23 protein-coding genes are annotated in these 24,339 nt (G+C 39.6%); 4 read left to right on the top strand and 19 right to left on the bottom strand.

Annotated features, from left to right (window positions below):
• Window positions 1-32 precede the first annotated feature (32 nt).
• Window positions 33-611 (bottom strand): YceI family protein, encoded by a 579-nt coding sequence (locus BM291_RS10875; RefSeq protein WP_092897269.1) that lies wholly within the window; start codon window positions 609-611, stop codon window positions 33-35.
• A 192-nt stretch (window positions 612-803) separates the two neighbouring features.
• Window positions 804-1,262, bottom strand: coding sequence for a GlcG/HbpS family heme-binding protein (locus BM291_RS10870; protein WP_092897267.1), 459 nt, complete (start codon window positions 1,260-1,262; stop codon window positions 804-806).
• Window positions 1,263-1,383: 121 nt separating this feature from the next.
• Here BM291_RS10870 and BM291_RS10865 point away from each other — a divergent pair, with 121 nt between their 5' ends.
• Window positions 1,384-2,484 carry a Gfo/Idh/MocA family protein gene (locus tag BM291_RS10865; RefSeq protein ID WP_092897265.1) on the top strand — a complete coding sequence of 367 codons (1,101 nt, stop codon included), beginning with the start codon at window positions 1,384-1,386 and terminating at the stop codon, window positions 2,482-2,484.
• 246 nt (window positions 2,485-2,730) lie between these two features.
• Complete coding sequence (locus BM291_RS10860; protein ID WP_092897263.1) at window positions 2,731-2,910, top strand: histone H1; 180 nt, start codon at window positions 2,731-2,733, stop codon at window positions 2,908-2,910.
• Between the two features lie 107 nt (window positions 2,911-3,017).
• Here BM291_RS10860 and BM291_RS10855 read toward each other — a convergent pair whose 3' ends face one another.
• From BM291_RS10855 to tamL, 7 genes are all read right to left on the bottom strand, one after another.
• Window positions 3,018-4,214: a BamA/TamA family outer membrane protein gene (locus tag BM291_RS10855; protein WP_092897261.1), complete on the bottom strand. Its 1,197-nt coding sequence runs from the start codon at window positions 4,212-4,214 to the stop codon at window positions 3,018-3,020.
• Window positions 4,214-5,404, bottom strand: a complete 1,191-nt coding sequence (locus BM291_RS10850) for a porin (protein WP_245786837.1) — start codon at window positions 5,402-5,404, stop codon at window positions 4,214-4,216. Before BM291_RS10850 ends, BM291_RS10855 begins: the two co-directional genes overlap by 1 nt.
• 279 nt (window positions 5,405-5,683) lie before the next feature.
• On the bottom strand, window positions 5,684-8,005 hold the full coding sequence (locus BM291_RS10845) for an OmpA family protein (RefSeq protein ID WP_092897257.1): 2,322 nt from the start codon (window positions 8,003-8,005) through the stop codon (window positions 5,684-5,686).
• Between the two features lie 4 nt (window positions 8,006-8,009).
• Window positions 8,010-9,176: a hypothetical protein gene (locus BM291_RS10840; protein WP_092897255.1), complete on the bottom strand. Its 1,167-nt coding sequence runs from the start codon at window positions 9,174-9,176 to the stop codon at window positions 8,010-8,012.
• 448 nt (window positions 9,177-9,624) lie between these two features.
• Entirely contained in the window at window positions 9,625-10,203 is a 579-nt protein-coding gene (locus BM291_RS10835) for a phosphatase PAP2 family protein (protein WP_092897253.1), read from the bottom strand.
• The gene (hemF, locus tag BM291_RS10830; protein ID WP_092897251.1) at window positions 10,200-11,111 is read right to left on the bottom strand and encodes an oxygen-dependent coproporphyrinogen oxidase; all 912 of its coding nucleotides are present in this window, start codon (window positions 11,109-11,111) and stop codon (window positions 10,200-10,202) included. The genes BM291_RS10835 and hemF overlap by 4 nt, the downstream gene beginning before the upstream one ends.
• A gap of 19 nt (window positions 11,112-11,130) precedes the next feature.
• On the bottom strand, window positions 11,131-13,551 hold the full coding sequence (gene tamL, locus BM291_RS10825; protein ID WP_092897524.1) for a translocation and assembly module lipoprotein TamL: 2,421 nt from the start codon (window positions 13,549-13,551) through the stop codon (window positions 11,131-11,133).
• A 19-nt stretch (window positions 13,552-13,570) separates the two neighbouring features.
• Between tamL and BM291_RS10820 the strand changes: the two genes are divergently transcribed.
• Window positions 13,571-14,320, top strand: coding sequence for a TrmH family RNA methyltransferase (locus BM291_RS10820; RefSeq protein WP_092897249.1), 750 nt, complete (start codon window positions 13,571-13,573; stop codon window positions 14,318-14,320).
• On the top strand, window positions 14,317-15,303 hold the full coding sequence (locus BM291_RS10815) for a bile acid:sodium symporter family protein (protein ID WP_092897247.1): 987 nt from the start codon (window positions 14,317-14,319) through the stop codon (window positions 15,301-15,303). Before BM291_RS10820 ends, BM291_RS10815 begins: the two co-directional genes overlap by 4 nt.
• 78 nt (window positions 15,304-15,381) lie before the next feature.
• Here the strand turns inward: BM291_RS10815 and BM291_RS10810 are convergent, their stop codons facing one another.
• From BM291_RS10810 to BM291_RS10765, 10 genes are all read right to left on the bottom strand, one after another.
• On the bottom strand, window positions 15,382-15,642 hold the full coding sequence (locus BM291_RS10810; protein ID WP_092897245.1) for an acyl-CoA-binding protein: 261 nt from the start codon (window positions 15,640-15,642) through the stop codon (window positions 15,382-15,384).
• Window positions 15,643-15,777: 135 nt separating this feature from the next.
• Window positions 15,778-17,064 carry a citrate synthase gene (locus BM291_RS10805; protein ID WP_092897243.1) on the bottom strand — a complete coding sequence of 429 codons (1,287 nt, stop codon included), beginning with the start codon at window positions 17,062-17,064 and terminating at the stop codon, window positions 15,778-15,780.
• Window positions 17,065-17,306: 242 nt separating this feature from the next.
• The gene (locus tag BM291_RS10800) at window positions 17,307-17,729 is read right to left on the bottom strand and encodes a BrxA/BrxB family bacilliredoxin (RefSeq protein ID WP_092897241.1); all 423 of its coding nucleotides are present in this window, start codon (window positions 17,727-17,729) and stop codon (window positions 17,307-17,309) included.
• A gap of 25 nt (window positions 17,730-17,754) precedes the next feature.
• Window positions 17,755-18,099 (bottom strand): DUF59 domain-containing protein, encoded by a 345-nt coding sequence (locus BM291_RS10795; RefSeq protein ID WP_092897239.1) that lies wholly within the window; start codon window positions 18,097-18,099, stop codon window positions 17,755-17,757.
• A gap of 4 nt (window positions 18,100-18,103) precedes the next feature.
• Complete coding sequence (locus BM291_RS10790) at window positions 18,104-18,535, bottom strand: SufE family protein (protein ID WP_092897237.1); 432 nt, start codon at window positions 18,533-18,535, stop codon at window positions 18,104-18,106.
• Window positions 18,532-19,755, bottom strand: a complete 1,224-nt coding sequence (locus BM291_RS10785) for a cysteine desulfurase (protein WP_092897235.1) — start codon at window positions 19,753-19,755, stop codon at window positions 18,532-18,534. The genes BM291_RS10790 and BM291_RS10785 overlap by 4 nt, the downstream gene beginning before the upstream one ends.
• Window positions 19,756-19,763: 8 nt before the next feature.
• The gene (gene sufD, locus BM291_RS10780) at window positions 19,764-21,032 is read right to left on the bottom strand and encodes a Fe-S cluster assembly protein SufD (protein WP_092897233.1); all 1,269 of its coding nucleotides are present in this window, start codon (window positions 21,030-21,032) and stop codon (window positions 19,764-19,766) included.
• 22 nt (window positions 21,033-21,054) lie between these two features.
• A complete protein-coding gene (gene sufC / locus BM291_RS10775; protein ID WP_092897231.1) occupies window positions 21,055-21,819 on the bottom strand; it encodes a Fe-S cluster assembly ATPase SufC in 765 nt (254 codons plus the stop codon).
• A gap of 49 nt (window positions 21,820-21,868) precedes the next feature.
• Window positions 21,869-23,314 carry a Fe-S cluster assembly protein SufB gene (gene sufB / locus BM291_RS10770; protein WP_092897229.1) on the bottom strand — a complete coding sequence of 482 codons (1,446 nt, stop codon included), beginning with the start codon at window positions 23,312-23,314 and terminating at the stop codon, window positions 21,869-21,871.
• 232 nt (window positions 23,315-23,546) lie between these two features.
• On the bottom strand, window positions 23,547-24,020 hold the full coding sequence (locus tag BM291_RS10765) for an Lrp/AsnC ligand binding domain-containing protein (protein ID WP_057935770.1): 474 nt from the start codon (window positions 24,018-24,020) through the stop codon (window positions 23,547-23,549).
• Window positions 24,021-24,339 lie beyond the last annotated feature (319 nt).

The raw sequence follows: 24,339 nt of genomic DNA, 5'->3' as shown, positions 1-24,339 counted from the left end.
TTTCCCGGCCTTACTGTTGGTTCTACTAGTGATTACTCACTTGCTACTAACTTCACGTCAAGCTCTACGTCGTCATAGATTAGCTTATCAGCTAAGTTTTCGAAGTATGATCCTGAGCGGAACTTGATGTCATAGTGTGTACGATCAAATGTCAACTTCCCTGTTGCGGTTATTTTACCTGCATTTACTGCTACTGTAGCTGGAAAACTAACAGGCTTAGTGATTCCTTTGATTGTAAGATCTCCAGTGAGCACGTAGTCTTTTCCATTACTTGTTTTTGCTTCCGTGATTTTGAAGTTTGATGTGTTATGCTTTTCTACGGAAAAGAAATCATCCGACTTCAGGTGATCTGTCAGCTTTTTGTTCATACCTGCATCTGTAAGATCTTCGACAGTTAAGCTGGTCATGTCCATCTCGAAAGTTCCGCCGAGGATTTTTCCGTTTTGATAATCAAGCGTAGCAGCCGTGATAGGCACTTTTCCATGATGCTGACCGGTTACTTTTTTAGCAGTCCAGGTGATTGTGCTTTCAGCGGTATTCACCGTTGCTATTTCTGGAGCAAATGAGAAAGCTGTAAAAGCTAAGGTGAATAGTAAAGTAAAGATTTTCATACGTGTTGAGTTTGGTTGATTAGGGGATTGAATGAAATTTGGTTTGAGTAAAGTAAGACGGAGTTAAATGGCATAAGGTTCTGTAGCCTAGTGACTTTTAAGTCGAGATTTTAAGATTCTATGGTTTGTCCGGGCATACCTGCGCTATCGATCCTTTTGAGAAAGTGCTTTTCCTGAGCTAAGTGATTGGAGTCAATAAACAGCTAAGGCAGCTACAGCCACTATGCCATCTTGAGCGGAACTAGCACCGGAGATCCCGATGGAACCTACAATGATTCCATCTTTAAAAATAGGTAAACCACCTTCTATCGCTACAGCATTTGGTACTGTGGCTATTCTAGCCCCTCCTTCCACTTTCATCGCATCTTCAAAAACCTTTGTTGGACGCTTGAAATAGACTTCCGTCCTTGCTTTTCCTATGGCTACATCGATACTGCCTATCTGTACTCCATCCATTTTACGAAGAGAAATCATATGTCCTCCAGCATCCATTACTACAATCACCATGTTCCATCCCTCTGCTTTGGATTTGGCCTCTGCGGCATCCGATATTCGGAGTGCGTCTGCCAAGCTTAGATAGGGTTGCATCTGAGTTTGTGCTTGGATCAAAAATGGAGTAATGAACAGAATGAGAATTAAGAACTTTTTCATGTTGATTTAAGGTTGAAGTGAATTTTTTTAAACGTCATTCAATTTAATAATTATTTGGAGGTAAAATTGAAAGCATTATCTTGATAAGTGTATTAGTTTTCAAACCCTTAACCTTAATCCTATGAATTTTATCTCGAGAAGAACTACGTTGAAATCCCTTGCCCTTGGTGCAGGAGTTAGCATGGTTTCACCTCTCAGCGTTATGTCTTCCACCAAGTCCAGAAAGGACAAACTCGGAGTAGCCCTAGTTGGACTGGGATATTATAGCACAGATTTGCTAGCTCCGGCATTAGAAAAAACAGAAAAGTGTTACCTAGCTGGCATTGTCACTGGCACACCGTCCAAAGCCGCGGTGTGGAAGACTAAGTATAAGATTCCTGAGAAAAATATTTATGATTACGAATCCTTCGATTCCATCGCTGATAATCCAGCTATCGATGTGATTTATATTGTATTGCCACCTTCTATGCATATGGAGTATGTAGTGCGTGCAGCAAAAGCCGGTAAGCACGTCTGGTGTGAGAAACCTATGGCTGTGACAGTAGACGAGTGTCAGACTATGATAGATGCCTGTAAGCAAGCCAATGTTTCTTTGTCGATTGGCTATCGATGCCAGCACGAACCTAATACAAAGGCGTTTCAGAAAATTGTAAAGGAACAGAGCTTAGGGAAGGTTTTAGGCTTGGATTGCGCAGCAGGATATAGAGAAAACAGAACAGATCACTGGAAGCAGAAGCGAGAGATGGGTGGAGGAGTTATTTATGATATGGGAGTATATTCCATACAGGGTGCTAGACTAGGAGCTGGAATGGAACCTATAGCTGTAAACTCTGCAAAAGTTTGGACTGAGAGACCTGATATCTATAAGGACGGATTGGGTGAGATTGTAGAAGCGGAGTTGGAATTTCCAGGAGGTGTAATAGGTACAATAAAAACTTCTTTTGGAGACAATATGAATTTTCTAAATATCAACTGTGAAAAGGGTATGATAGAGATGGAGCCGTTTTCAGCCTATGCAGGAATCAAAGGAAAAAGTCCGCTTGGTGAAATTAATTTCCCATTTCAGCAGCCTATGGAACAAGTGTGGCAGATGGATGATGATGCCCAGACAATTATGGATGGAAAACCGCAAGCTGTGCCTGGAGAGGAGGGACTTCGGGATATTCGTATAGTTCAGGCTATCCTTAAATCTGCCGAAACTGGCAAAAAAGTGATGATTTAAGACTCTTCTAAACCCTTTTGGGCATAGAACAAGCCAATGTGGGGAGTAACGAAGCATTTTTGACATAGTTTTAAATTCAATTTTTAGTAGGAAAAATTGCTGAAAATTGAAAAAAATGAAGGTTTTAATGAAAACATCATTTTTATGCACTAAAAATTAAAAATAAACGCCAAAAGACTTCTAATGGCACTATAAATGATGTTTATTGTATCGAAGTATAATTTATAACCAACCAATAAAATAATTATGAGCAGACACCAAGAAGTTAAAGATTTGGTCGATTCTTTAGAAGGAGACTTTGCGAAATTTTACGAAAACGGTAACAAAGCAGCCGGAACTAGAGTAAGAACTGGTATGCAAGCGATCAAAAATCTTGCACAAGAAATCAGAGCTGAAGTTACAGCGAAGAAAAACGAGGCTAAGTAATCTACTTAAGTCACTTATTATAAAAGCCCCGAAAAACTAGTTTTTCGGGGCTTTTTGCGTTAATAAGATTTACTTTTTTATGAAGATCTAACTTCAGTTTTTCAAGGTTAAAAGGACTCGTTGATATTGAGGTAAAAACCTGAATTGCCTTTTTGGCCAAAGCCATAATCGGCAGAAATCGTAGTTCGGTTTTCTTTATTGATCATCACCCTAAGCCCTAAACCATAGCCAGGATTGAGCTTTGTAAAAAGGTTTTCCTGAGTCAGTTTACTTCCAAAGCTCGCTGCATTCACAAATACAGTTCCTCCAAAAGTCTCTTTGCTTTTCTGAAGTGGGAATCTATATTCTGCCTCTGAGTAGACCATGCTTTCCCCTCTGAATCGACCCTGAGAATATCCTCTACCTGAGCGGCCAAACATATCATAACCAATGGATGGTAAAGCCATATAGGGAAGATTTCCTGAAACTAGGAAATTGGCATAACTCCATACTGCTACTAAATGGCGCTTTCGATGTTCACTTAATGGGAAATAATGACGATAGTCAAGTAGAAGAGTAGAGGAGGATTGATTAGATCCTAAAAATTGCGGGTTGATTTTATAAGAGATCAAAGCAAAGTTGGTCTCATAAGGGGATACTGCCATGTCACGATTTTCCATTACAGCATTTAAAGTGATTCCGGAAAGTGTGTTTTTATCTAGGTCAAACCCTTTCGTCTGATTGTAGAAATCATTAGAAAAAGTTAGTTCCTGCGCCATTTCTTCATCTATAAAGTTTTCTATTTTAGAATAGACATCTAGATGATAGCCCACGCCTAGATAAAACTTTGATGTTGAAATTCGCTTAAGTACAGTCTCGTAAAAACGGACCCAATTGTAATCCATTTGTTGTTCACCCTGCCAGACGCCTAATTGGTTTGGGTTTTCTTCCGGCAAATTTGGAGTAGAACTTCCTAATCCGAAAGTGGGCTGTGAAGTGATGAAAAAACGCCAGTCACCTACTAAAATCCAACTATCATCTGCAAGGAAAATATTGCTTCTGGAGCTAATTAACCATTGTTTTTTGGTGGTGTAAAGTAAGTTGCCAACTAAGTTGGATAGGTGAGTGCTTTCTGGATTTCCCATCCTCCAAGTAGCTGATGGTGCGATACCAAATAACCAGCCGTTCGCAGGGTTGGAGGCAATAGCTGGTAAAGGAATTAATTTAAAATCTCGAATCTGATTAGGTTTATATACTACTGAATCCTGTGCTAGTATTGGAAAACTAATCCCAAGAAACAGTAGTAAGATCGAGATACGAGTCATTAAAAGGATATGTCTAGTTGTAGGCGAAAACGCAATTCATTGTCTTGGGGAAGTTCCTTATCTTCAAAGGTAAACCTGGTCAATTCTGTTGTTAGTTTACTTTTATGCTCCGCAAAGAACCAATTGAAAGCTAAAGCTAATTCTCGTTGTTTGTTGCTTTCTATATTTAAATCTGGACTAATGACCGCATATCTGCTGGCTATCTCCAATGGTTTAGGCCAGAAGTTTAATATTTGCGAGGGAAAGTATCCCGCCATCACGTAGAAACCACCCAAGTCAGTGCTGATTTCATCGAAGTTGTCGTAGATATTTTTGCGGTGAAATTCACTTGCCCAAGAAAAACCTTTGTAATTGAATGCAGTCTCTACTTGGTATTGTTTTACAGTGTATTGTGCATCGTTAGTGCCTTCAAATCCAGATAGATTTCCTCCTCCTGAAGTAGAAAAACGTGTATATGGACTGGTGTTCGTTACCGCAGCAATCGCAATAAGGCCTAATGGCTTTTGGGAGATTTTCAAGTCTCCTCCAGAAAAAGGAACTTCTCTGCCAAGGAAATTCCATTGGAATCTTCCAAAATACATCATCTTGGAATCATCATTCTGAGTAGCTCCTCGTCCCATTCCAGTAAGCACAGCTGCCCAATAGTTGAAATTTGCTATTCCACCTCCATCAAGATTTCCGTAAACTTCCACGCCTTGCTGTCTGTCTAAAGTAAATTTTCTGTTCAATAGCGATCGATCGACCATCTGCTGCTCTCCACTGCTGATGAATCGCTCTCTAGTAAACTCTACTTTCCATTGGCCAGCCTTGAATTTCAGCCAAGGCCACTTTTCGATCATTACTCTGTAATCCAGTAATAAGCTTCTGGAAAGTTCATACTCGAAATAGTATTTTATCCAAGGCTGATAAGCATGCCCACCTACTTTTAGCCTAGCTCTATTGATCTTGAAAACGCGCTGATCTTGATTACGGAAATCTGCGAAAGTAAGGGGGTCCTGATCATCTGGTAGTGCAAACCTAAGCTGCAATCGAGCGGCAATCTGCATTTCATATTTACCATCTTCGGTTTTCAGGATAAATCCTTTTGATGTGTGGTTGAGGTAGGATTCCTTGTTTTCTACTTTGCTGACCGTGCTGTCAGCTTCTTGTCCAAATGAAAAAGTAGCTCCTGAAAAAAGAGTAACAAACAAGAAAGAAACGATTAGATTTTTTTTGTAAAGAACTTGTAACAAAGACATTTGGCTGTGTAATTGGAATTTTCGAAGCGCAAATAACGCAAAAGCACCGAGAATCTTTTGACTTTCTCGGTGCTTTTTGATTATTCAACTTTTAGGTTTTGACGGGTTGTCTTAGGTAGTCTACATACCTTTATTCGCTTTAGTCTTACTATATACTCATTGGAATGCTACAAAGACTTGTTTTTTGACCATCAATTTCTAAATCGAAGCTTTCATGACCTGACTTGTAGTTTATTTTTTAAGTAGTCTGATCTCTACTTTTCGATCTGTTTCTACAGACTCTTTTGATCTTCCTCTTACGATTAATCCTCCATTACTTACTGATATTCTTTCGGTAGCAATACTATAATGATCCGCTAGAACTTTGGTCACTGCCGCCACACGCTTCTCGGTGAGTGTGAGGTTGTAAGCGACAGAACCTGTATTGTCTGCAAATCCTACTAATTCTACAATCACTTCTGGATTTTTCTTTAAATATTCAGCAATAGGGGCAAGTTTATCCCGCTCCTGATCAGTCAAGGATGATTCATTTATAGCGAAATAAACTTCCACCTTGCTTTCACTCATCAAAGTCTCAATAGTCTTTTCCACTACTTGTGTTACCCTTACCGTGTCTACCACGTGAGGGATACTCGATAAACTGTCTATAATCAAGGAGTCTTGTATGATTCTAGCTCTCAGAGTAGAATCATTTGCAGCTACAGCATCAGCTTTTTTCTTATCGCCGCTAGTTGAAATTGCTGCGGTAGTAGCGGCTGTTCCACCTACCAGGAGTGCGTCCTTGAGAAGCTCATTGTTCTTCTTATCCAACTTTTCTTCTCTTTTGGCTGATTTAATAGTTGCTTCCTGAGGCGCATAGGTCGCTGCTTCCATGTCTTCCGTTGTTTGTGATCTGCGTGAAAATGCCATCACCAAAGCTGAATCCCTTGTCGCTTGCGCCTTAAGTAGTTCTTTCTTAAACTTATTAAGTTCCTCGTCAAACTGCTCTTGAGTGAATGTATTAGTCGGTTCTGTCATTCTCGTAGACTGACCAGAAGAAACTACAGGTGATTCTTGTTTGACCGCTGAGTCTAAAGTAGCCAGATTTACCTTGTTGGCTGAATATAGAATTTTGCTTACTTGACCTGGGTAAATAATCAATTGATTAATCAAACTTGCAGTATCTAATCCGCTAACTGTTGGTGTATTTATACCTTTTACAGTTTGAATAGAATCCAATTTGAATTGATATACTTTCTTATGTGCATTTAACACACTCAATTTATCCGTAGTCTCAGTTTTCTCACGTTGAAGTTTGCTGATTCTAGCCTCTCTGATATCTGCCGATAAAGTAGAATCTGCCGCCATTAAATCGAATATATGATCAATTTCAACTAATGTTTTTTCCTGTGCGGCTACATTGGCTTGTATATTTACTTTCTCAGTCCAAAGTGAATCAACGAGTACATCAAGTTGTGCTAATTCAGTGGAATCACTAATCCCCCCTTTAATAGTAGATGTCGAAACACCATTTGCAGGAAGTTGTATCACAGTGAAGTAATTATTGGTCACTTGTTTTGGAGCTTCTTCAGCCTTTTCCGCTGATTCATTTTTAGCCATTTGAGCATTGGATAGCTCAGTTGGAACATAGGTGTATCGCTGTGTAATCACAGGAGGATTGAAGGATTTCTTATTGGCGCCTAGGCTAAATTTGATTCCCATCCCATGATAGATATACCAGTCTGGATTACCGTTTTCCATTCCTCTATAGGGATCGTCACTTGTCACTTGGTTTGTACCTGGCTTAGCTGCGTATTCCTGAAATGCATTATCATAGCTGTTTCTATAAGTGCCAGATACGTCATCTAAGTAATCTGTATTCGTTCTTTTAAAATCAGATTGGGCAAATAGCTCTATGCTTTTTGTGATCCTGAAACGCACGCCCAATCCCAGATTCGCATAAAAGGTAGTGGTTTTATATCCATCAGATCTTTCGGTTCCAAGACTGCTGAGATCAGTTTCGAATACTCCATCGGGAATAAGCGAGGTATTGGTGTAATCATACTGATTGCCATTTGAGTCTAGCAAATCACCATGAATTTTGAAACTTTGAACCCCAGCGCCAACAGTTATGTATGGAGCAAAAAAGGATTTGCCAGATAGTAACCAGTTGTTATCTGGCTTGATTACAAATGATAATCCAGCATCGTATACGTCTGTTTGGAAATTCAGCGCACGGTCAAATGTTGGACTTTCTGTAAGGAGTGTTCCGTCATTTTGTATAAAACGATCAGCGGATCCGAATTGATAACTGCCTCCTGTCAACATTAAGCCAACCGAGTTTCCTAAAGCATATTCTATAGAAACTTGATAGGATAATTGATCAGAGTAGGTTTTATACCGCTTATAGTATTTAGTGAAGTTTTGGAAATTATCCACCTTGAAGGGACGCACATCACCCAGATAGTTGGTGGTACCTGCACTGGCTCCAAATCTCCATTTGTAACCGTGAAGTTGTGCCTGAGCAGATAGGGCCAAGGCAAAAGCGAGAATTAATAAACTTAGCTTTTTCATGTCCTTATCTTTTTTTGCTCCCTATTCCCAACCAAATATTAAACTCTGCACTTAATCCCACAAAAGGCTGGAAGCTGTTTTGATTCGTTCCGTTAAGCTGCTCTGTAGTGATAAAAGTTCCTCCGGCATTTAGCCTAATAAATCTGAAGAAATTATATCCTAAACCTACATAAACTGGTCTGTCCAAAACTGGTCCTGAGATCTTCTCATCCAGTTGATTTTTCATGTCTCCAGACAGGAAGAAGCCGGTGGAAATTGACATGTTGTTCATGAATTTGGCGAATGTGCGATTGCCAAGGGGAAAAGAAAAGCCTGCATACGGACTCATGACAAACTCTTGATTCGATAAGTCTTTGCTCAAGGAAATAGCTCCATATCCTACATTTATAGGAAGGGAGTTAGCGAGCTTTTCTGTAGGGTAATTCTGAAAAACTTTTTCATCTACTCTCACTAGCATATTTGGACTTAGGAATTGATCTACTTCTGAAATAAGTATGTCCTCTAAGTCAGATATGTACTCATCAGCATACGCAGCTCTGGCATTGTCATTTTTAGTCAACCCTATCACATTGAATTTGGCTTTGCCCATCTTCAACTTACTTCTTTGCTCCAGCTTAGCTCGGGTGATGTCGCTAAAACCAGGGAATGATTGGCCATTGGGTAACTCAAAGTAAAAAGCCCCTTTATTTACTATTAGAGAAAGGTTATTGATGAGGACTTCATCAGATTCTGAAAATTTAATGCCACCTCTTTTAATAGTCGTAACAGTACTAAGGTAAGTTTTGATGTTCTGATGAATGAGATTTCGGACCTCAAGTATCTGGTCAGCTCCAGCTTTTTGGTAGTAGCTAAATTCCATATGATAATCCGAATTCGACCTTAAGGGATCAGTCATAAAGACCTGATAGGATAAATCCTTATAGCCAAATGGAGCTTTCCAAAAATATGTATGGCCTGCCTTTTCTGTTCTTTTTGAAGGATATATAATCAATTTGACCATTTCAATTTTTTCAGGAATGGCTCCTCTGATATAAAATTCATCCTCTGCAGGTAATGGCAATCCGCCATTGATTTGCCCTGTGATTAGATCAAGGTTTATGGTAGTGACTTGGGCTCTAAGCCCGGTCACGCCAAATCCAAAGACCATAACGAGTAGTAAAATTTTTTTCATAGTATTTTAATTAATTTTTGAAGCTAAAGAGATAACCTATAGATGGGTGAAATTGATTTAAGATTTAACTGCTTGGTTCTTCTAGACACCCTGAGATGAAAAGTAGATTCAATTATAGCTTGATCAATCTGGTAGGTCCCTAGATTTTATTTTCAATCGAAGGATATTCTTTAATGGATTATTGCCTGACTTTTACTGTGGTGATAGTGTCAGGGGTTAAGGGATTGAGTGGATAATGAAGAACACCAGCGAATCGGAATCCTTCATTAACTAATGTGAACTTGGCGGAACCAAGGCCAGCCCGATGCTCTAGCTCGAGGTGGGAATTTTGAATGTTAGTGCAGTTCTGATAGTTTAACTAGTGATCCTGTTGTTTTAGCTCTAATTATCAAGTAGACTATCTATAAGATACAAATAATTAAATAGAGTCGTTTATTCTGCTTGAGATCTAGTCCTTAAGGATCATTTTTAAAAGTTCTCTCCTTACAAACACTATCACAAACCAGCTTATTAATCCAGCCGCAACCCCAACCAATGCTCCCACAATGATATCTCCAGGATAATGAACTCCTAAATAGATCCTTGTATAGGATATGACGGCTGCCCATAGGAAGAGCCAGGGAAGGAATCGGAGTTTGCCTTTCATTTTGAGATTCAAAAAAACGGCTAAGCCGAAGGTGTTTGCAGCATGGGAGGAAGCGAATCCAAACAAACCGCCACATCTGCGATAGTTATGGACCATATCATCCCAACGCTCATCATGACAGGGGCGAAGTCTTTCAAAAAATGGCTTCATAATGCCTGATGTAACTTGATCCGAAATAAGTATGGTTAGCGCTACACCCCCAAATACCCACCAGCTATTTTTAGGATCTACCTTATAGATAAAAAAGATAAGTATCGCATAAAATGGTAACCATGTGTAAGTCTGAGATAATTGGAAGTTTATAACATCCAGCCAGTCAGTATGAAAGGAATTTAGCCAGAGGAATAGATCCTCATCCCAAATCTTAAGTTGTTCGATCATTTCGTAAAAGCTAACCAGTCGATCCCTTTGTTAAGGTTGTTTTGGGTGTATTCTTCCTTTGATCCAGTTTGAGGTTCATGCATGTATTCCCATTCTGCCATTGGAGGCATACTCATCAGAATACTCTCTGTGCGGCCATTGGTGTCCAGACCGAATTTGGTTCCTGCATCCCATACCAAATTGAATTCCACATACCTTCCTCTTCTTAAGCTCTGCCATGATTTCTCATTTTCGCCAAATGGGAGTTTGGAATTCTTTTTCATAAAATGCCCGTATACCTCAGGAAATAAACGCCCCAGGGAAAGACTGAATTGAAGCAGATGCTCGAACTCATGATCGTCTTTGGCTGACATTCTATCATAGAAAATTCCCCCAATTCCACGAGTTTCATTTCTATGCTTGATGTAAAAATAATCGTCTGCCCAATTTTTAAATTTAGGATAGTAAGTAGCATCGTACTGATCACAAACATTTTTCACTTCCTGATGGAAGTATTTAGCGTCATCTCCATCTATATAATGAGGAGTGAGATCGATGCCGCCACCGAACCAATGCACACCATTATCCATCTCAAAGTAGCGGATGTTCATGTGAATAATGGGAACCATAGGGCTTTTAGGATGTAGCACGATAGATACTCCTGTGGCAAAAAACTCAGACTTGTCTAGATTTAGCTTCTTAAGGATCTTGTCTGGAGTAGGACCGTATACGGCAGAAAATGCAACTCCACCTTTCTCGATGATGCTACCATTTTTGAATATCCTAGTCCTGCCTCCACCTCCGGCAGGTCTTTCCCATACATCTTCTTCAAATTTCCCAGTACCATCAGCCAACTCTAATTCTTTGCAGATATGATCCTGCATTTTCTTATAGATCTCAGCTATTTCTTCCTTACTCCTTCTTGACATTATTGAGTTATTTATCGCTTTAGAATGGATATCCAATCCCAAAGTTAAGAACAGTTTGCCCTTTCACACCAAATAGATTTCTGAATGAAATGTTATCCAGTACCCATCTCTGCCCTTCAGGCATGGAAGGATCTACAGCTTTCGTAGCCAGATCAAGTCGGACTACTAGGAAATTAAAATCCATGCGTAAACCTAATCCTGCTCCAATAGCTATTTCTTTATAAAATCTATCAAATCGAAAATCTGCTCCTGGTCGAGAGTTATCTATACCAATCACCCAGGCGTTTCCAGCGTCAATAAATGCCGCCATATCGAAATACCCAAATAAGGCACGGCGATATTCCAGCATCGTTTCAAAAATCATCTCCGCTGGCTGCTCAAAGCTATAATCATATCTACCCTTGTCACCGATAGGAGGAGTGTAACTTCCCGGTCCCAATCTTCGGGCTTGCCAAGCTCTAATGCTTGTACCTCCTCCAGCGAAGAAGTATTTCTCGTATGGTAAAATTCCTGCACTTATGCCATAAGGTTGGGCTACTCCAAAGTTTACTCGGTATGCAATGGTCTGTTTTGGGGTAATTGGCTCATATCTTCTGAAATCAGCCTGCAGTTTCAGCCATTGAAAGTTGGCATAAGTTGTTGTCTCTGTGATGTCTTTTACATTGAAAAGATTAAGTGTTGTCCCTCCGCTTTCTACGAATAAGCGAAGCAGGGAAGCTTTGCTGGAGGAAAAGTCTCCGTATTCATTAAAATTAATGATGGACTGTGCAGATACAGAACTCACCAATGAGGGAAGAAATGACCATATCAAATTGTTCCCCTGATCTTGAAGATCAGTTAATACAGCTAAAAACTCAGGAGTAATATTTGGCGTCCTGATGTAGTTAATATCGGCGAGATTCAGCGTGTATTGCTGTCGCTTGTTTCGGGTAGCCCAAGTATAGGCCAATAATCCGTTAAGTCCTGATCGTGTGTATTCAGGTCTATTGGTGAAATTATAGCCAAGCTGAGTTCTAGTATTTGGGTTGTAGCGTCCATATTTCTGAAGGCTTTTTCCGTAAAATGGTATCAGGAATCTAGGGAAAATCACAGATGCAGAAGCTCCAAATTCCTTGCTTTGGTAGACTCCCTGATCTGTAGCCGAGGCCACACCCTCATAACCAACCCTTGCATTGAATTCCAGTATTTCCCCCGCTCGGAAGAAATTTCGGTTTCTTAAAACAGTACTAAAGAATGGTCCCGGTAATTGCTCTGTGATGCTAAGCCCTAGCTGATTAGTAAGCTGATACTTTTGATTAGGCTGCGTTAAAATCTTTGCTGTGAGACTAGTGCCAACAGTGTCAAAAGAAATATTTATGTATCGGAATAGATCTAGGTTACTGAGCTGTTTTTGAGTTTCTACAATGTTTAATCTATTGTAAGGTTCACCTTCATCAAATAGAATCCTGGAGCTAAGTAATTTGGAGGAGAATCGATCTCTATAAAATGTAAAATCAATGTCTCGGTAATTTCGAAGGACTTTTTCATCTACAAATTCATCATTTGGCGGACTGACTTTGAAGGTGATAGAATCTATGCTATAGATCTCGTGTTTTTCGGAAAATGAAGGTTTTAGTATTCTTTGTTCTACATTGATCCTTTTGGAAGTAGTGTCATAGTAAAGATTGTAATCAATAAAGCTCTTGGTGAACATGAAATACCCATTGTTTTTGAATAGGTTTTCCAATCGCTCTCTTTCCTTAGTGAAATTACTCTGATCATAACTGTCTCCCTTTTTTATGAAAGACTCATCCTTATTGCCATTGACCAAGGATAGGATGCCCTCATTAGCAGAGTTGGTGTATATAGAGTCCAATAGGTAGGGTTCTTTCTCCTCTATAATATAAATTACGTTAGCCTTTTTTTTCTTCGTTTCTACCTCGAAAGAGACGTCTGAATCTAGAAATCCTTTATTGTACAGGTAATTATCTATTTCGATTACAGTCTTCTTTATTTGAGAGCTATCCAAAACTGCTACCGGATTTCCTGTTCTCATCAGGAAATTCCCATATTCCTGTAGCTTTTCTAAGTCTTGTATTTTGGATTGAAGCTTATCTCGTCTTTTAAGTAGTTTTCGATCATCGGATGCTTCGTCCAGTCGCTCTTTTACTAGCTGAAGCTCTAAATTCTTTGACTTGAGTTTACCATTGACTTGTGCGCTGTCATAAAAAAACCTGCCTATCCGGTAAATGCTAACACCAAGCGAGGAGTTTGTAAGTGGGATTTTCGTGTTTGGTTCTTGAAAATACAAACCTTCTATTTGAGCGTGATTCGCCTTTTCAACTCCCTCAAGGGTATTGCTATTCAATACATACTCACCTTCCGGTAAGTTTTTGCTCAAAGAGCAAGCCTGCATAGCCCACAGGACACAGATAAAAAGTATATATTTGGTGAATTTCAAAATGGCAGAGTCGATCCGAATGCTTAGCAAAAATACAGTTAAGTTTATTAAATCCTTACATCAAAAGAAATTCCGAAATCAGGAGCAACGATTTTTTGTTGAAGGTGAAAAGAGCGTTTTAGAAGTGCTCAATTCAAATTTCAAAGTGGAAATTCTAATTTGCACAGATGAGTTCTTGTCCAAATATGGCAAGCAATTAAATCACTTAGAAATCCAGATTATCACCGCCACCCAGAAGCAGCTGGAAGGTCTAGGTCAATATCAAAGCAATGATAGTGCCTTAGCTGTTGTGCATATGAAGCCGAATAGCGCTTTTGACTTTCCGGAGGGTAATTTTGTGATAGGACTGGATGATGTGCGTGATCCTGGGAATCTAGGAACCATCATTAGAATCGCTGATTGGTATGGCATCAAGAATTTGGTGTTTTCATCTCAAACGGCTGATTTTTACAATCCGAAGGTGATTCAATCTAGTATGGGTTCTTTCACCCGTGTGAATTTTTTCTATGCAGATCTTGATAAGGTTTTTCAGAAATGGAATGTTCCTATTTATGGGGCATTTTTGGATGGGGAAAATGTGCATGAAATGAAGCGAATTTCTCAAGGAGTAATACTGATGGGGAATGAGTCAAATGGTATTTCGGAAGACCTGGGTAACCTTGTAACCGATAAGGTAACTATTCCAGGATTTGGTCAGGCCGAATCGTTGAATGTGGCTATAGCAACTGCCATTCTTTGTGATAATTTTAAACGATTAACGATCGTATGATTAAAAAATTAGCCAGTACCCTGAATAGGGTTGGGATTAATGGATTTTTATTAGGCTTATTTGCTGCGATTTTATTGGCTTGGTTGTTTCCTTTTGCGGGTTCCAATCAGTCTCCAGTCCCTTGGAAACCAATAATCAATATAGGCATTGGATTAGTATTCTTTCTTTATGGAGTAAAACTAGATCCAGTTCAGCTGATGTCTGGTCTGAAAAACTGGAAATTACACGTGCTTATTCAGCTTACTACATTTGTTCTTTTCCCTATGATCGTGCTGGCGATTATGCCCTTGATGACTTGGATTGATAAGGATTTTCAACTGGGGATCACTTATTTGTCGGTGCTGCCTTCTACGGTTAGTGCTTCTGTGGTGATGGTTTCCATTGCTCAGGGCAATATCCCGGGAGCCATATTTAATGCGAGTATTTCCAGTTTGCTAGGCGTGATAATTACTCCTGCTTGGATGGGGATTTTAGCAGATTCAGCAGATATTAAGATGGACTTCTTGCCAACTTTGGGAGAACTATCCATCAAGGTACTCCTTCCTGTAATTGTAGGTATCATAGCCCATAGATGGCTTTATCCTAAAATCCAGAGACATTTATCAGCGTTGAAATACATAGATCAAACTGTGATTATGATTATCGTATTCACCTCTTTTGCTCAATCTTTTTCACAGGATGTTTTTTCACCTTACAAGATGAGTGTGTTGTTTGAAGTAGGGGCTACCATGCTTGGCTTGTTTTTCTTGGTATGGGTGGTTATTGAAGTTTTATGTCGCATGTTGGGCTTTAGCTGGGAGGATCGTGTGACGGCCTTGTTTTGTGGCTCAAAAAAATCTTTGGTACAAGGAGTCGTGATAGGGAAGGTGATTTTCCCTGATCCAGCTACACTCGGGTTGGTTTTGCTTCCACTGATGTTATATCACATTCAGCAGCTCATCGCGGGAAGTATAATTGCTTCCAGATTTTCAAAAAAGATTTGAAGTTGCTGAGCCTTTAGGAAGGTATCCACAAATGCGTTCTAACAGCAAAAAGCCTGAAATATTTCAGGCTTTTTGATGTTAGATATGCGTCTTTGAGAGCTGATCTACGAGTTGAATGTATTGTTCTGTAGCTTCTTCCTTGGACTTGCCTTTCATATTCAACCAGGCATTATATTTTGCGGCAGCTTTGAAATCAAAGCCTCCTGGTCTCTCAGTCTCATTATCACCTTCTGTAGCTTGCTTGTACAGGCCGTATAGCTTGAGTAGATCCTCATTGCTGGGCTTTTCAGTGAATTTCTTGGTTAATGCTATGGCATCTTCTAAAGTTTGGGCAGACATTTTTATTGGTATTTGATTAGGGGTAAAGGTTCAAAATTAGTACCATTTACGAATTCGCCTACATTTCCCTTATAAATAAAATAGCCAGCTGATTTCAGCTGGCTATTTATTCAAAGCGGGGAATTAGCGCTACACTTATCGTTTATTCATCGATACGTAGTCACGCTCATTTGCGCCTGTATATACTTGTCTTGGACGACCAATAGGCTCTCCATTTTCTCTCATTTCTTTCCACTGAGCGATCCAGCCTGGAAGTCTTCCTAGCGCAAACATCACGGTGAACATATCTGTAGGAATTCCTAAAGCTCTGTAGATAATACCAGAGTAGAAATCCACGTTTGGATACAATTGACGATCGATAAAGTATTGATCATTTAGTGCTGCATGCTCCAATTCTTTTGCAATTTCCAAAACTGGATCATTTACACCTAGTTTCTCAAGCACGTCGTCAGCTGCCTTTTTGATGATTTTTGCTCTTGGATCAAAGTTCTTGTAAACTCTATGACCAAAGCCCATCAATCTGAATGGATCGTTCTTGTCTTTAGCTTTATCCAAATACTTCTTAGCATCTCCGCCATCGGCTTTGATTGCTTCTAGCATTTCAATTACAGATTGGTTTGCTCCACCATGAAGTGGTCCCCAAAGTGCATTAATACCAGCAGAAATAGAAGCGTAAATGCTTGCTTGAGAAGAACCTACAATTCTCACGGTAGAAGTAGAACAGTTTTGCTCGTGATCTGCGTGAAGGATAAGTAATTTATCTAATGCCGCCGAAACAACAGGGTCTACATCATACTTCTCTGCAGGAAGCGCAAACATCATTTTCAAGAAGTTTGAGCAGTAATCCAAAGAGTTGTCTGGGTAGTTTACTGGATGACCCATTTCGTTTTTATAGGCCCAAGCAGCGAACGTCGGCATTTTCGCAATTAGACGAACTATGCTCAGATTTATCTCTTCTTCAGTTCTGTTTGGATTCAAAGAATCTGGATAAAATGCGGTAAGCGCACAGATCATAGAAGAAAGAACTCCCATAGGGTGAGCATTGGAAGGGAAACCTTCCAGAATTTTCTTGATGTCTTCATGAACCAATGTATGGTGAGTAATTTCTTTGGAGAAATCCTCGTATTGAGCTTGCGTAGGTAGCTCACCATAGATTAATAAATAAGAAACTTCAAGAAAGGTAGATTTCTCAGCCAAATCTTCAATTCTATAACCTCTGTAGCGAAGAATTCCTTCTTCACCATCTAAAAAAGTAATGGCGCTTTTAGTAGCTCCAGTGTTTTTGTATCCCGGGTCAAGGGTGATAAGGCCCGAGGATGCTCTAAGTTTTGCGATATCAATCGCTGATTCATTTTCTGTTCCGGTGATTACCGGGAATTCATAGTCTTGTCCTTTGAAAGAAAGCTTAGCTGATTCAGACATATATTTTTTGTTTGGATTGCTTATGTTAAAAAACCTCGAAATAGGCTCGTAAGATAATAAAATCAGGTTGCTTTTTGATGGCTGAATATGACCTATGGGTTATTATTCTTGTGAAAAGTAGAATAATTCGCAAGAAATTAACCTGATCCCTAAGTAAATCCTCAGAAATAGAGAACTCTGATTTTATTATTCCTTAGTAAAATTAGGTGGTGGAATAAAAAAAGCCCCGGAGGGCTAATTTTTTATGCGCAGAAATGCTCAAATACTTCAACCAAGTGGTCGCCAATCATTTTTGCATTTCTTCCTTCGATGTGATGACGCTCGATGAAATGAACCAATTCACCATCCTTAAATAGAGCCATTGCTGGAGAGGATGGAGGGTAAGGAAGTGTCAATTCTCTGAATTTATCAACAGCTTCTTTATCATTTCCTGCAAATACAGTAGCAAGAGTCGTTGGTTTAACTTTCGCATTTTCTACCGCGTAAGTTATTCCTGGTCTTGCAGCTCCTGCAGCGCAACCGCAAACTGAATTCACTACAACAAGGGTAGTACCTTTATGGTCTGGACCAAGATGCGTTGCAACTTGCTCAGCAGTTCTGAACTCTTCAAATCCTACGCTGGAAAGTTCTGCTCTCATTGGAGCAATCAATTCTTCTGGATACATATTATTACTAGTTTTAAAGTACTTTTTATAGAAAACCCAATTCAAGCTTTGCAGCTTCGGACATCATATCCTGAGAATAAGGAGGGTCAAAGGTTAACTCAACTTCAACATTGTTAACGCCTTGTATCTGCTGGATTTTATCCTTTACTTCTGAAGGGATAAACTCTGCTGACGGGCAGTTAGGAGAAGTCAAAGTCATCAAGATATACACATTGTTCACAGGGTAAACGGTGATTTCGTAAATCAAACCTAGATCATGAACATCCACAGGGATTTCAGGATCATAGACCAGCTTGATAGCCTGAACCACCTTTTCTTTAAGGCCTTCGATTTGAGTTGAAGCGGTTTCTGTGTTGTTATCTGTTGACATACTATCAGGCGTTTTGTTTGCTTTGAATAGCCAAAGCGTATAATTTGATTTGCTTGATCATGGAGGCAAATCCGTTGGAGCGTTGACTACCAATAATAGACCCCATTCCGATCCTCTCTACGAAATTAAGTTCCGCTTTGATAATCTCTTCTGGGCTACGATAGTTCAAAACTCTTAATAAAAGTGTGATCAATCCTTTGGTGACATCCGTATTGGAATCAGCCTTAAAGTGCACTTTTCCGTCCTTTTCATCAGCTATCAACCATACTTTGGATTGACATCCTTTAATCGTATTGGATTCGACTCTTTCATTATCAGGGAATTCTTCTAAGCTTCCGCCCAACTCCATGATGTAATAAATCGTCGATTCCTTATCGTCTCCTAGAATTTCAAATTCAGAAACTATTTCATCTTGAACTTCTTGAATACTGCTCATTTGTTTTTGATTCGTGCGATCCGGCTTACACCTTCCGCCAATTTTTCTATTTCAGATTTCGAATTGTAAACCGCGAATGAAGCTCTTACAGTTCCTTCCAACCCTAATCTTTTCATCAGTGGCTGCGTGCAGTGATGACCTGTCCGAACTGCAATACCGTTAGCATCAAGCATCATTCCCACGTCGTAAGGATGCATGGCATTGATGTTAAACGACAAAACACTTACTTTTTCGGCAGCTGTTCCTACAGGAATAAATCCCTTCACCTGAGACAAAAGCTCATTCGCATAGCGTAGAAGTTCATCTTCATGTGCTCTGATTAGATCTTTTCCTAAAGCATTGACAAAATCGAGGGCAGCCTTAAAAGCGATGACATCACCGATATTTGGAGTGCCTGCTTCGAATTTGAAAGGGATATCATTATAAGTGGTCTTTTCAAAAGTTACTTCTTTGATCATCTCACCGCCACCTTGATAGGGAGGCATAGCTTCCAGCACTTCTCTTTTTCCATAAAGAACGCCAAGGCCAGTAGGGCCATAAAGCTTGTGCGCAGAGAAAGCTAAGAAGTCACAGTCCAATTCCTGCACATCCACAGTCAAGTGACTGATACTTTGAGCCCCATCCAAAAGTACTTTGGCTCCCACAGCATGTGCAGCAGCTATTACTTTTTTGACTGGATTGATTGTACCAAGTGCATTGGAGGCATGGACTATGCTGACCAGTTTGGTCTTAGGAGAAAGTAACTTCTCGAATTTATCGAAAAGAACCTCACCAGCATCATTGATAGGGATCACTTTGAGTGTAGCTCCTTTTTCTTCACACAGCATTTGCCATGGGACGATGTTGGAATGGTGCTCTAGTGTGGAAATGATGATTTCATCTCCTGATCCTATGAATTTTCTACCAAAAGCGGAAGCTACTAAATTGATGCTTTCGGTAGTTCCCTTCGTGAAAAGAACCTCTGCAGATTCTCTCGCATTGATGAATAGCTGAATAGCTTCCCGAGTTTCCTCGAAATATCTCGTAGCTCTATCTGCCAAAGCATGAGCCCCACGGTGAATATTTGAGTTGTCGGTGGAGTAGTAATTATTCAACGCATCAAGCACGGCTTGCGGCTTTTGCGTCGTAGCGGCATTGTCAAAATAAACCAAAGGCTTGCCATGCACTTCCTGATGGAGTACCGGAAACAAGCCTCTGATTTTTTCGATTTCAATTCCCATGTTGTGTATTAGAATTTGCTTCCTAAGCGATCCTGCACCAAGTTTGTGCAGTACTCACGGAAGCTTTCGTCTCTGATGTGCTCTAGTACTTCGCCTGCAAAAGCGTAAAGCAGCAAGCCTTTGGCCTGATCCTTAGCGATTCCTCTTGCCTGAAGGTAGAATAAAGCTTCTTCGTCCATCTGACCAGTGGTACAGCCGTGAGAGCATTTCACATCATCAGCCCATATTTCCAACTGAGGCTTGGTGTTTACCACCGCATCTTCGGAAAGTAGGATATTGTTGTTTTGCTGGAAAGCATTGGTTTTCTGCGCATCCTGTCTTACAAAGATTTTCCCGTTGAAAACCCCACGTGACTGATCTGCAAGAATACCTTTATAGAGCTCGTTTGACTCAGCGTGAGGTACGGTATGATCCACGTTGGTGTGATTATCCACGTGGCTTTTGCTGTTCAGCAAATAGAGACCGTACATATTTCCTTCAGAATTGCTTCCTATGATATTCAAGCTCAAGTTATTTCTCACTAGTTCTCCTGAAAGAGAAATAGTCACAGAAGTAAATCTTCCATCCTTATGAATGTCAGTTTCAGTATTGTTAGCCTCAATCACATTTTTACCCTCATTCTGAAGTTTGTAAAAACGAATCTGAGAGTTAACTCCTCCTTTTACTTCTACTACCTTATTTGAGAAATAAGTGACATCGCTCAAATTAACTGTATGATTGATGAAAGTCACTTCTGCGAAATCACCTGCTTCAATCCATACACGAGGTTGGATCACTTGGCCGTTAACTGCTTTGTTGAAATTCAACAACAGAATTGGCTTTTCCACCACAGCTTTCTTAGGAACTGAAATGAATATACCGTCTGTGAAAACAGCTTGATTCAGCGCGCAGAAAGGATCTTTTGCTGGTTTTGCTATGCTACCTACTGGTGTGTCAGATTTCTCTGAAAGTAGAGCAACTTCGATTCCAGCGATTTCTGAAGAAAGGCTAGACTGAAAATGGCCATTGGTGAATACCAACACATCTCCAGTAAATCCTTCAAACAGATTATTTTTCACGTCTTCTGCTGTAACCTCAAATGACTCAGCCGCACCGAAATTCTGGATGCTTTGCTCGAGTTTTTTGCTGATTGCAGTGAACTTGTATTCTTCTGATTTATTGGTAGGAAAGCCTTGACTTTCGAATGCTTCTTTTCCTTCAGCTCGGGCTTGTTCGAAGCCTTTGCCGGTAGAATTCAACATCTCGCCAAGTATTTCATGCTTAATAAGCGTACTCATGAGTAGTTTTTTAGAATGAAAATCAGACTGTAGCTTTAGAATCGACTTCTTCTTTGATCCAATCGTATCCTTTTTCTTCAAGCTCCATTGCTAGTTCTTTGGTGCCTGATTTTACGATTCTTCCGTTGTACAATACGTGCACAAAATCCGGAACAATGTAATCCAACAATCTTTGGTAGTGAGTCACTACAATTGTTGCATTTTTATCTGATTTCAATTGATTTACACCGTTGGAAACGATACGAAGTGCATCGATATCAAGTCCTGAATCCGTCTCATCCAAAATAGATAGGGTAGGGTCAAGCATTGCCATCTGGAATATCTCGTTTCTTTTCTTTTCTCCTCCGGAAAAGCCTTCGTTCAATGATCTGCTCAAAAGCTTCTGATCAATTTCGACAAGCTTCATTTTTTCTTTCATCAAAGTCAAGAACTTCACGGCATCCAAAGGATCTAGACCACGGTATTCTCTTACTTGATTCACTGCCGTTCTTAGGAAGTTGGTAGAGCTAACACCAGGAATTTCTACTGGATATTGGAAAGCAAGAAATACACCTTCTCTAGCTCTCACTTCTGGAGAAAGTTCAAGTAGGTCTATTCCCTTGAAGATAACTTCACCTTCAGTCACTTCATATTCTTCTCTTCCTGCCAATACTGAAGCAAGAGTAGATTTACCTGAACCGTTTGGTCCCATGATCGCATGAACTTCTCCAGCTTTCACTTCAAGGTTGATGCCTCTTAGGATTGGAGTCCCTTCGATAGAGGCGTGCAAATTCTTTATACTTAGCATAATTCTTTCTAATCTTTCAATATTCTAATCTTTCAATCTTACAATCTGCTTACCCTACAGATCCTTCTAAGGTAAGTGCCAACAACTTCTGTGCTTCTACAGCGAATTCCATTGGCAATTGATTCAACACCTCTTTAGCATATCCATTTACAATCAAAGCCACCGCGTCTTCTGTAGCGATACCTCTTTGGTTGCAATAGAAAAGCTGATCCTCACCGATTTTCGAAGTAGTCGCTTCATGCTCCACTTTGGCGGTCGGGTTGTTGATGTCGATATAAGGGAAGGTATGAGCTCCGCAGCGATCACCCATCAACAGGGAGTCACACTGAGAGAAGTTACGTGCATTAGTTGCACGCTTCATCACTTGTACCTGACCTCTGTATGAGTTCTGAGATTTTCCTGCGGAAATGCCTTTGGAAACGATTCTCGACTTGGTGTTCTTACCAATGTGAATCATTTTCGTTCCAGTATCTGCTTGCTGATAGTTGTTGGTAACGGCCACAGAATAGAATTCTCCAATAGAATTGTCTCCTTTTAGGATACAAGATGGATACTTCCACGTGACAGCAGAACCTGTTTCTACCTGAGTCCAAGAGATCTTAGAGAAATCACCTGCGCAAATTCCACGCTTAGTTACGAAGTTGTAAATACCACCAACTCCTTCTTTGGATCCAGGGAACCAGTTTTGAACAGTGGAATATTTTACTTCAGCATGTGCTCCAGCGTAAATTTCTACTACTGCTGCGTGCAATTGATTTTCATCACGTTGCGGTGCAGTACATCCTTCTAGGTAAGATACATACGATTCATCCTCTGCTACGATTAGGGTTCTTTCGAACTGCCCTGTATTTGCAGCATTGATTCTGAAATAAGTAGAAAGCTCCATTGGGCAACGAACGCCTTTAGGAATATAGCAGAATGAACCGTCGGAGAATACAGCAGCATTTAGTGCTGCATAATAGTTATCCGTCATCGGAACTACTGATCCCAAATATTTCTTTACCAACTCTGGATGCTCTTTTACAGCTTCACTGAAAGAACAAAACACAATTCCAAGTTTGGAAAGCGTTCCTTTGAAAGTAGTTGCCACAGATACAGAGTCCAACACTGCATCTACTGCAATTCCTTGAAGTCTTTTCTGCTCGTTAAGGTTAATACCCAATCGCTTGTAGATATCAAGCAACTCAGGATCAACCTCGTCTAGATTTTTAGGCTTGTTGGCAAGCTTTGGTGCTGAATAATATTTTAGAGACTGCAGGTCAATTTTTGGATAATGGACATTAGCCCATTTTGGCTCCGACATGGCTTGCCATGTTTTGAAAGCTTTCAATCTCCAATCGAGTAACCACTGTGGTTCTTCCTTCTTCGCAGATATCCATCGAATAGTTTCTTCAGTTAATCCTACAGGAGCCTCATCGGCTTCATAGTTCACTGACCATCCGTGCTCGTATTCTTTTGACGTTAGTTCTTCTAAAATCTGATTGTCTTTGCTCATTTGTGTGAGTTATTTAGACTAATTACATTTTAACGGCGAAGGTACAACATATAATGAAAATATCATGTTTGAACCCATTGGATAATTCTATCGAGTATATAAATCTTCTATAGAAAACGCCCTTTTCATCTATTCTATAAGCTCTTTACAAAAAAAAAGTATTGAAGGTTCAATACTTTTGATTTTTAACTTATTTCGTTAAATCTTTTATTTAGATTTAATCTTAATTGTTTTATTTCTCCTTGTCGAAAAACTGGATAGGTCTATTTATAGACTCTTCCAATACAATCAAGGTTTCTGTTCTATCGATTCCCTCTACTTTTTGAATATTATCAAGCACAAATCTCAGGTGGTTCGTATCTCTACAGATGATTTTGGCAAAAATCGAATAATTACCTGTGGTATAATAAGCGCTGACCACCTCGGAAATTGTTTTAAGTTTTTCTATGACCGTATCGTAAAGTGAGCTCTTCTCAAGATAAATTCCCAGGAATGCTGATATGTCATAGCCAAGTTTTGAGAAATCAATATTTAATGTGGCACTTTTTACGATGCCCATATCCTCCAATTTCTTCATTCGAACGTGCACGGTCCCTGATGAAACGAAGACTTTTTTCGCTATTTCTGTATAGGGAGTCTTAGCATCTTCATTGAGGAGCGAAATTATCTTCAAGTCTATGTTGTCGATATCTAAAATTTTATCCATTTTTCTTGGCTGATTTTGGATGATTGTTAATGAATCTGCGTGTAAATTAGAGATTCTTCAAAATATTGCAAAATTATTTTTTCAATTTGTAATTAAAAGCAAAATCAACTTACTTTGGACTCGATATAAATGTTCAGATGAATATTTTGTTCGTAGAGTAAAAAGTCAAATTAAAATCTGAGATCATTTGTATTTTCAGATTTTAGTTTATTTCAATTGAAACTTTTAATCTCTAAAGTTATATTTGGGTTTATATTCTGAAAAGGGTCTTGCTTCTGGCGAGACTTTTTTGTTTTCTTTTTCATATTTATAATGCAAA

This window comes from Algoriphagus aquimarinus (genome assembly GCF_900112005.1).
Taxonomy (GTDB): domain Bacteria; phylum Bacteroidota; class Bacteroidia; order Cytophagales; family Cyclobacteriaceae; genus Algoriphagus; species Algoriphagus aquimarinus.
This window is presented reverse-complemented; position numbering and strand designations above follow the sequence as displayed.

Bases quoted from the DNA above. Each gene is read 5' to 3' on its own strand.
- BM291_RS10805 (WP_092897243.1), bottom strand. From the start codon at position 17,064: ATGTCTGAATCAGCTAAGCTTTCTTTCAAAGGACAAGACTATGAATTC.
- BM291_RS10870 (WP_092897267.1), bottom strand. From the start codon at position 1,262: ATGAAAAAGTTCTTAATTCTCATTCTGTTCATTACTCCATTTTTGATC.
- BM291_RS10840 (WP_092897255.1), bottom strand. From the start codon at position 9,176: ATGAAAAAAATTTTACTACTCGTTATGGTCTTTGGATTTGGCGTGACC.
- BM291_RS10785 (WP_092897235.1), bottom strand. From the start codon at position 19,755: ATGGGAATTGAAATCGAAAAAATCAGAGGCTTGTTTCCGGTACTCCAT.
- BM291_RS10795 (WP_092897239.1), bottom strand. From the start codon at position 18,099: ATGTCAACAGATAACAACACAGAAACCGCTTCAACTCAAATCGAAGGC.
- BM291_RS10820 (WP_092897249.1), top strand. From the start codon at position 13,571: ATGCTTAGCAAAAATACAGTTAAGTTTATTAAATCCTTACATCAAAAG.
- BM291_RS10835 (WP_092897253.1), bottom strand. From the start codon at position 10,203: ATGATCGAACAACTTAAGATTTGGGATGAGGATCTATTCCTCTGGCTA.
- BM291_RS10810 (WP_092897245.1), bottom strand. From the start codon at position 15,642: ATGTCTGCCCAAACTTTAGAAGATGCCATAGCATTAACCAAGAAATTC.
- BM291_RS10765 (WP_057935770.1), bottom strand. From the start codon at position 24,020: ATGGATAAAATTTTAGATATCGACAACATAGACTTGAAGATAATTTCG.
- BM291_RS10790 (WP_092897237.1), bottom strand. From the start codon at position 18,535: ATGAGCAGTATTCAAGAAGTTCAAGATGAAATAGTTTCTGAATTTGAA.
- sufD (WP_092897233.1), bottom strand. From the start codon at position 21,032: ATGAGTACGCTTATTAAGCATGAAATACTTGGCGAGATGTTGAATTCT.
- sufB (WP_092897229.1), bottom strand. From the start codon at position 23,314: ATGAGCAAAGACAATCAGATTTTAGAAGAACTAACGTCAAAAGAATAC.
- BM291_RS10855 (WP_092897261.1), bottom strand. From the start codon at position 4,214: ATGACTCGTATCTCGATCTTACTACTGTTTCTTGGGATTAGTTTTCCA.
- hemF (WP_092897251.1), bottom strand. From the start codon at position 11,111: ATGTCAAGAAGGAGTAAGGAAGAAATAGCTGAGATCTATAAGAAAATG.
- BM291_RS10845 (WP_092897257.1), bottom strand. From the start codon at position 8,005: ATGAAAAAGCTAAGTTTATTAATTCTCGCTTTTGCCTTGGCCCTATCT.
- BM291_RS10875 (WP_092897269.1), bottom strand. From the start codon at position 611: ATGAAAATCTTTACTTTACTATTCACCTTAGCTTTTACAGCTTTCTCA.
- BM291_RS10865 (WP_092897265.1), top strand. From the start codon at position 1,384: ATGAATTTTATCTCGAGAAGAACTACGTTGAAATCCCTTGCCCTTGGT.
- sufC (WP_092897231.1), bottom strand. From the start codon at position 21,819: ATGCTAAGTATAAAGAATTTGCACGCCTCTATCGAAGGGACTCCAATC.
- BM291_RS10860 (WP_092897263.1), top strand. From the start codon at position 2,731: ATGAGCAGACACCAAGAAGTTAAAGATTTGGTCGATTCTTTAGAAGGA.
- BM291_RS10815 (WP_092897247.1), top strand. From the start codon at position 14,317: ATGATTAAAAAATTAGCCAGTACCCTGAATAGGGTTGGGATTAATGGA.
- BM291_RS10800 (WP_092897241.1), bottom strand. From the start codon at position 17,729: ATGTATCCAGAAGAATTGATTGCTCCAATGAGAGCAGAACTTTCCAGC.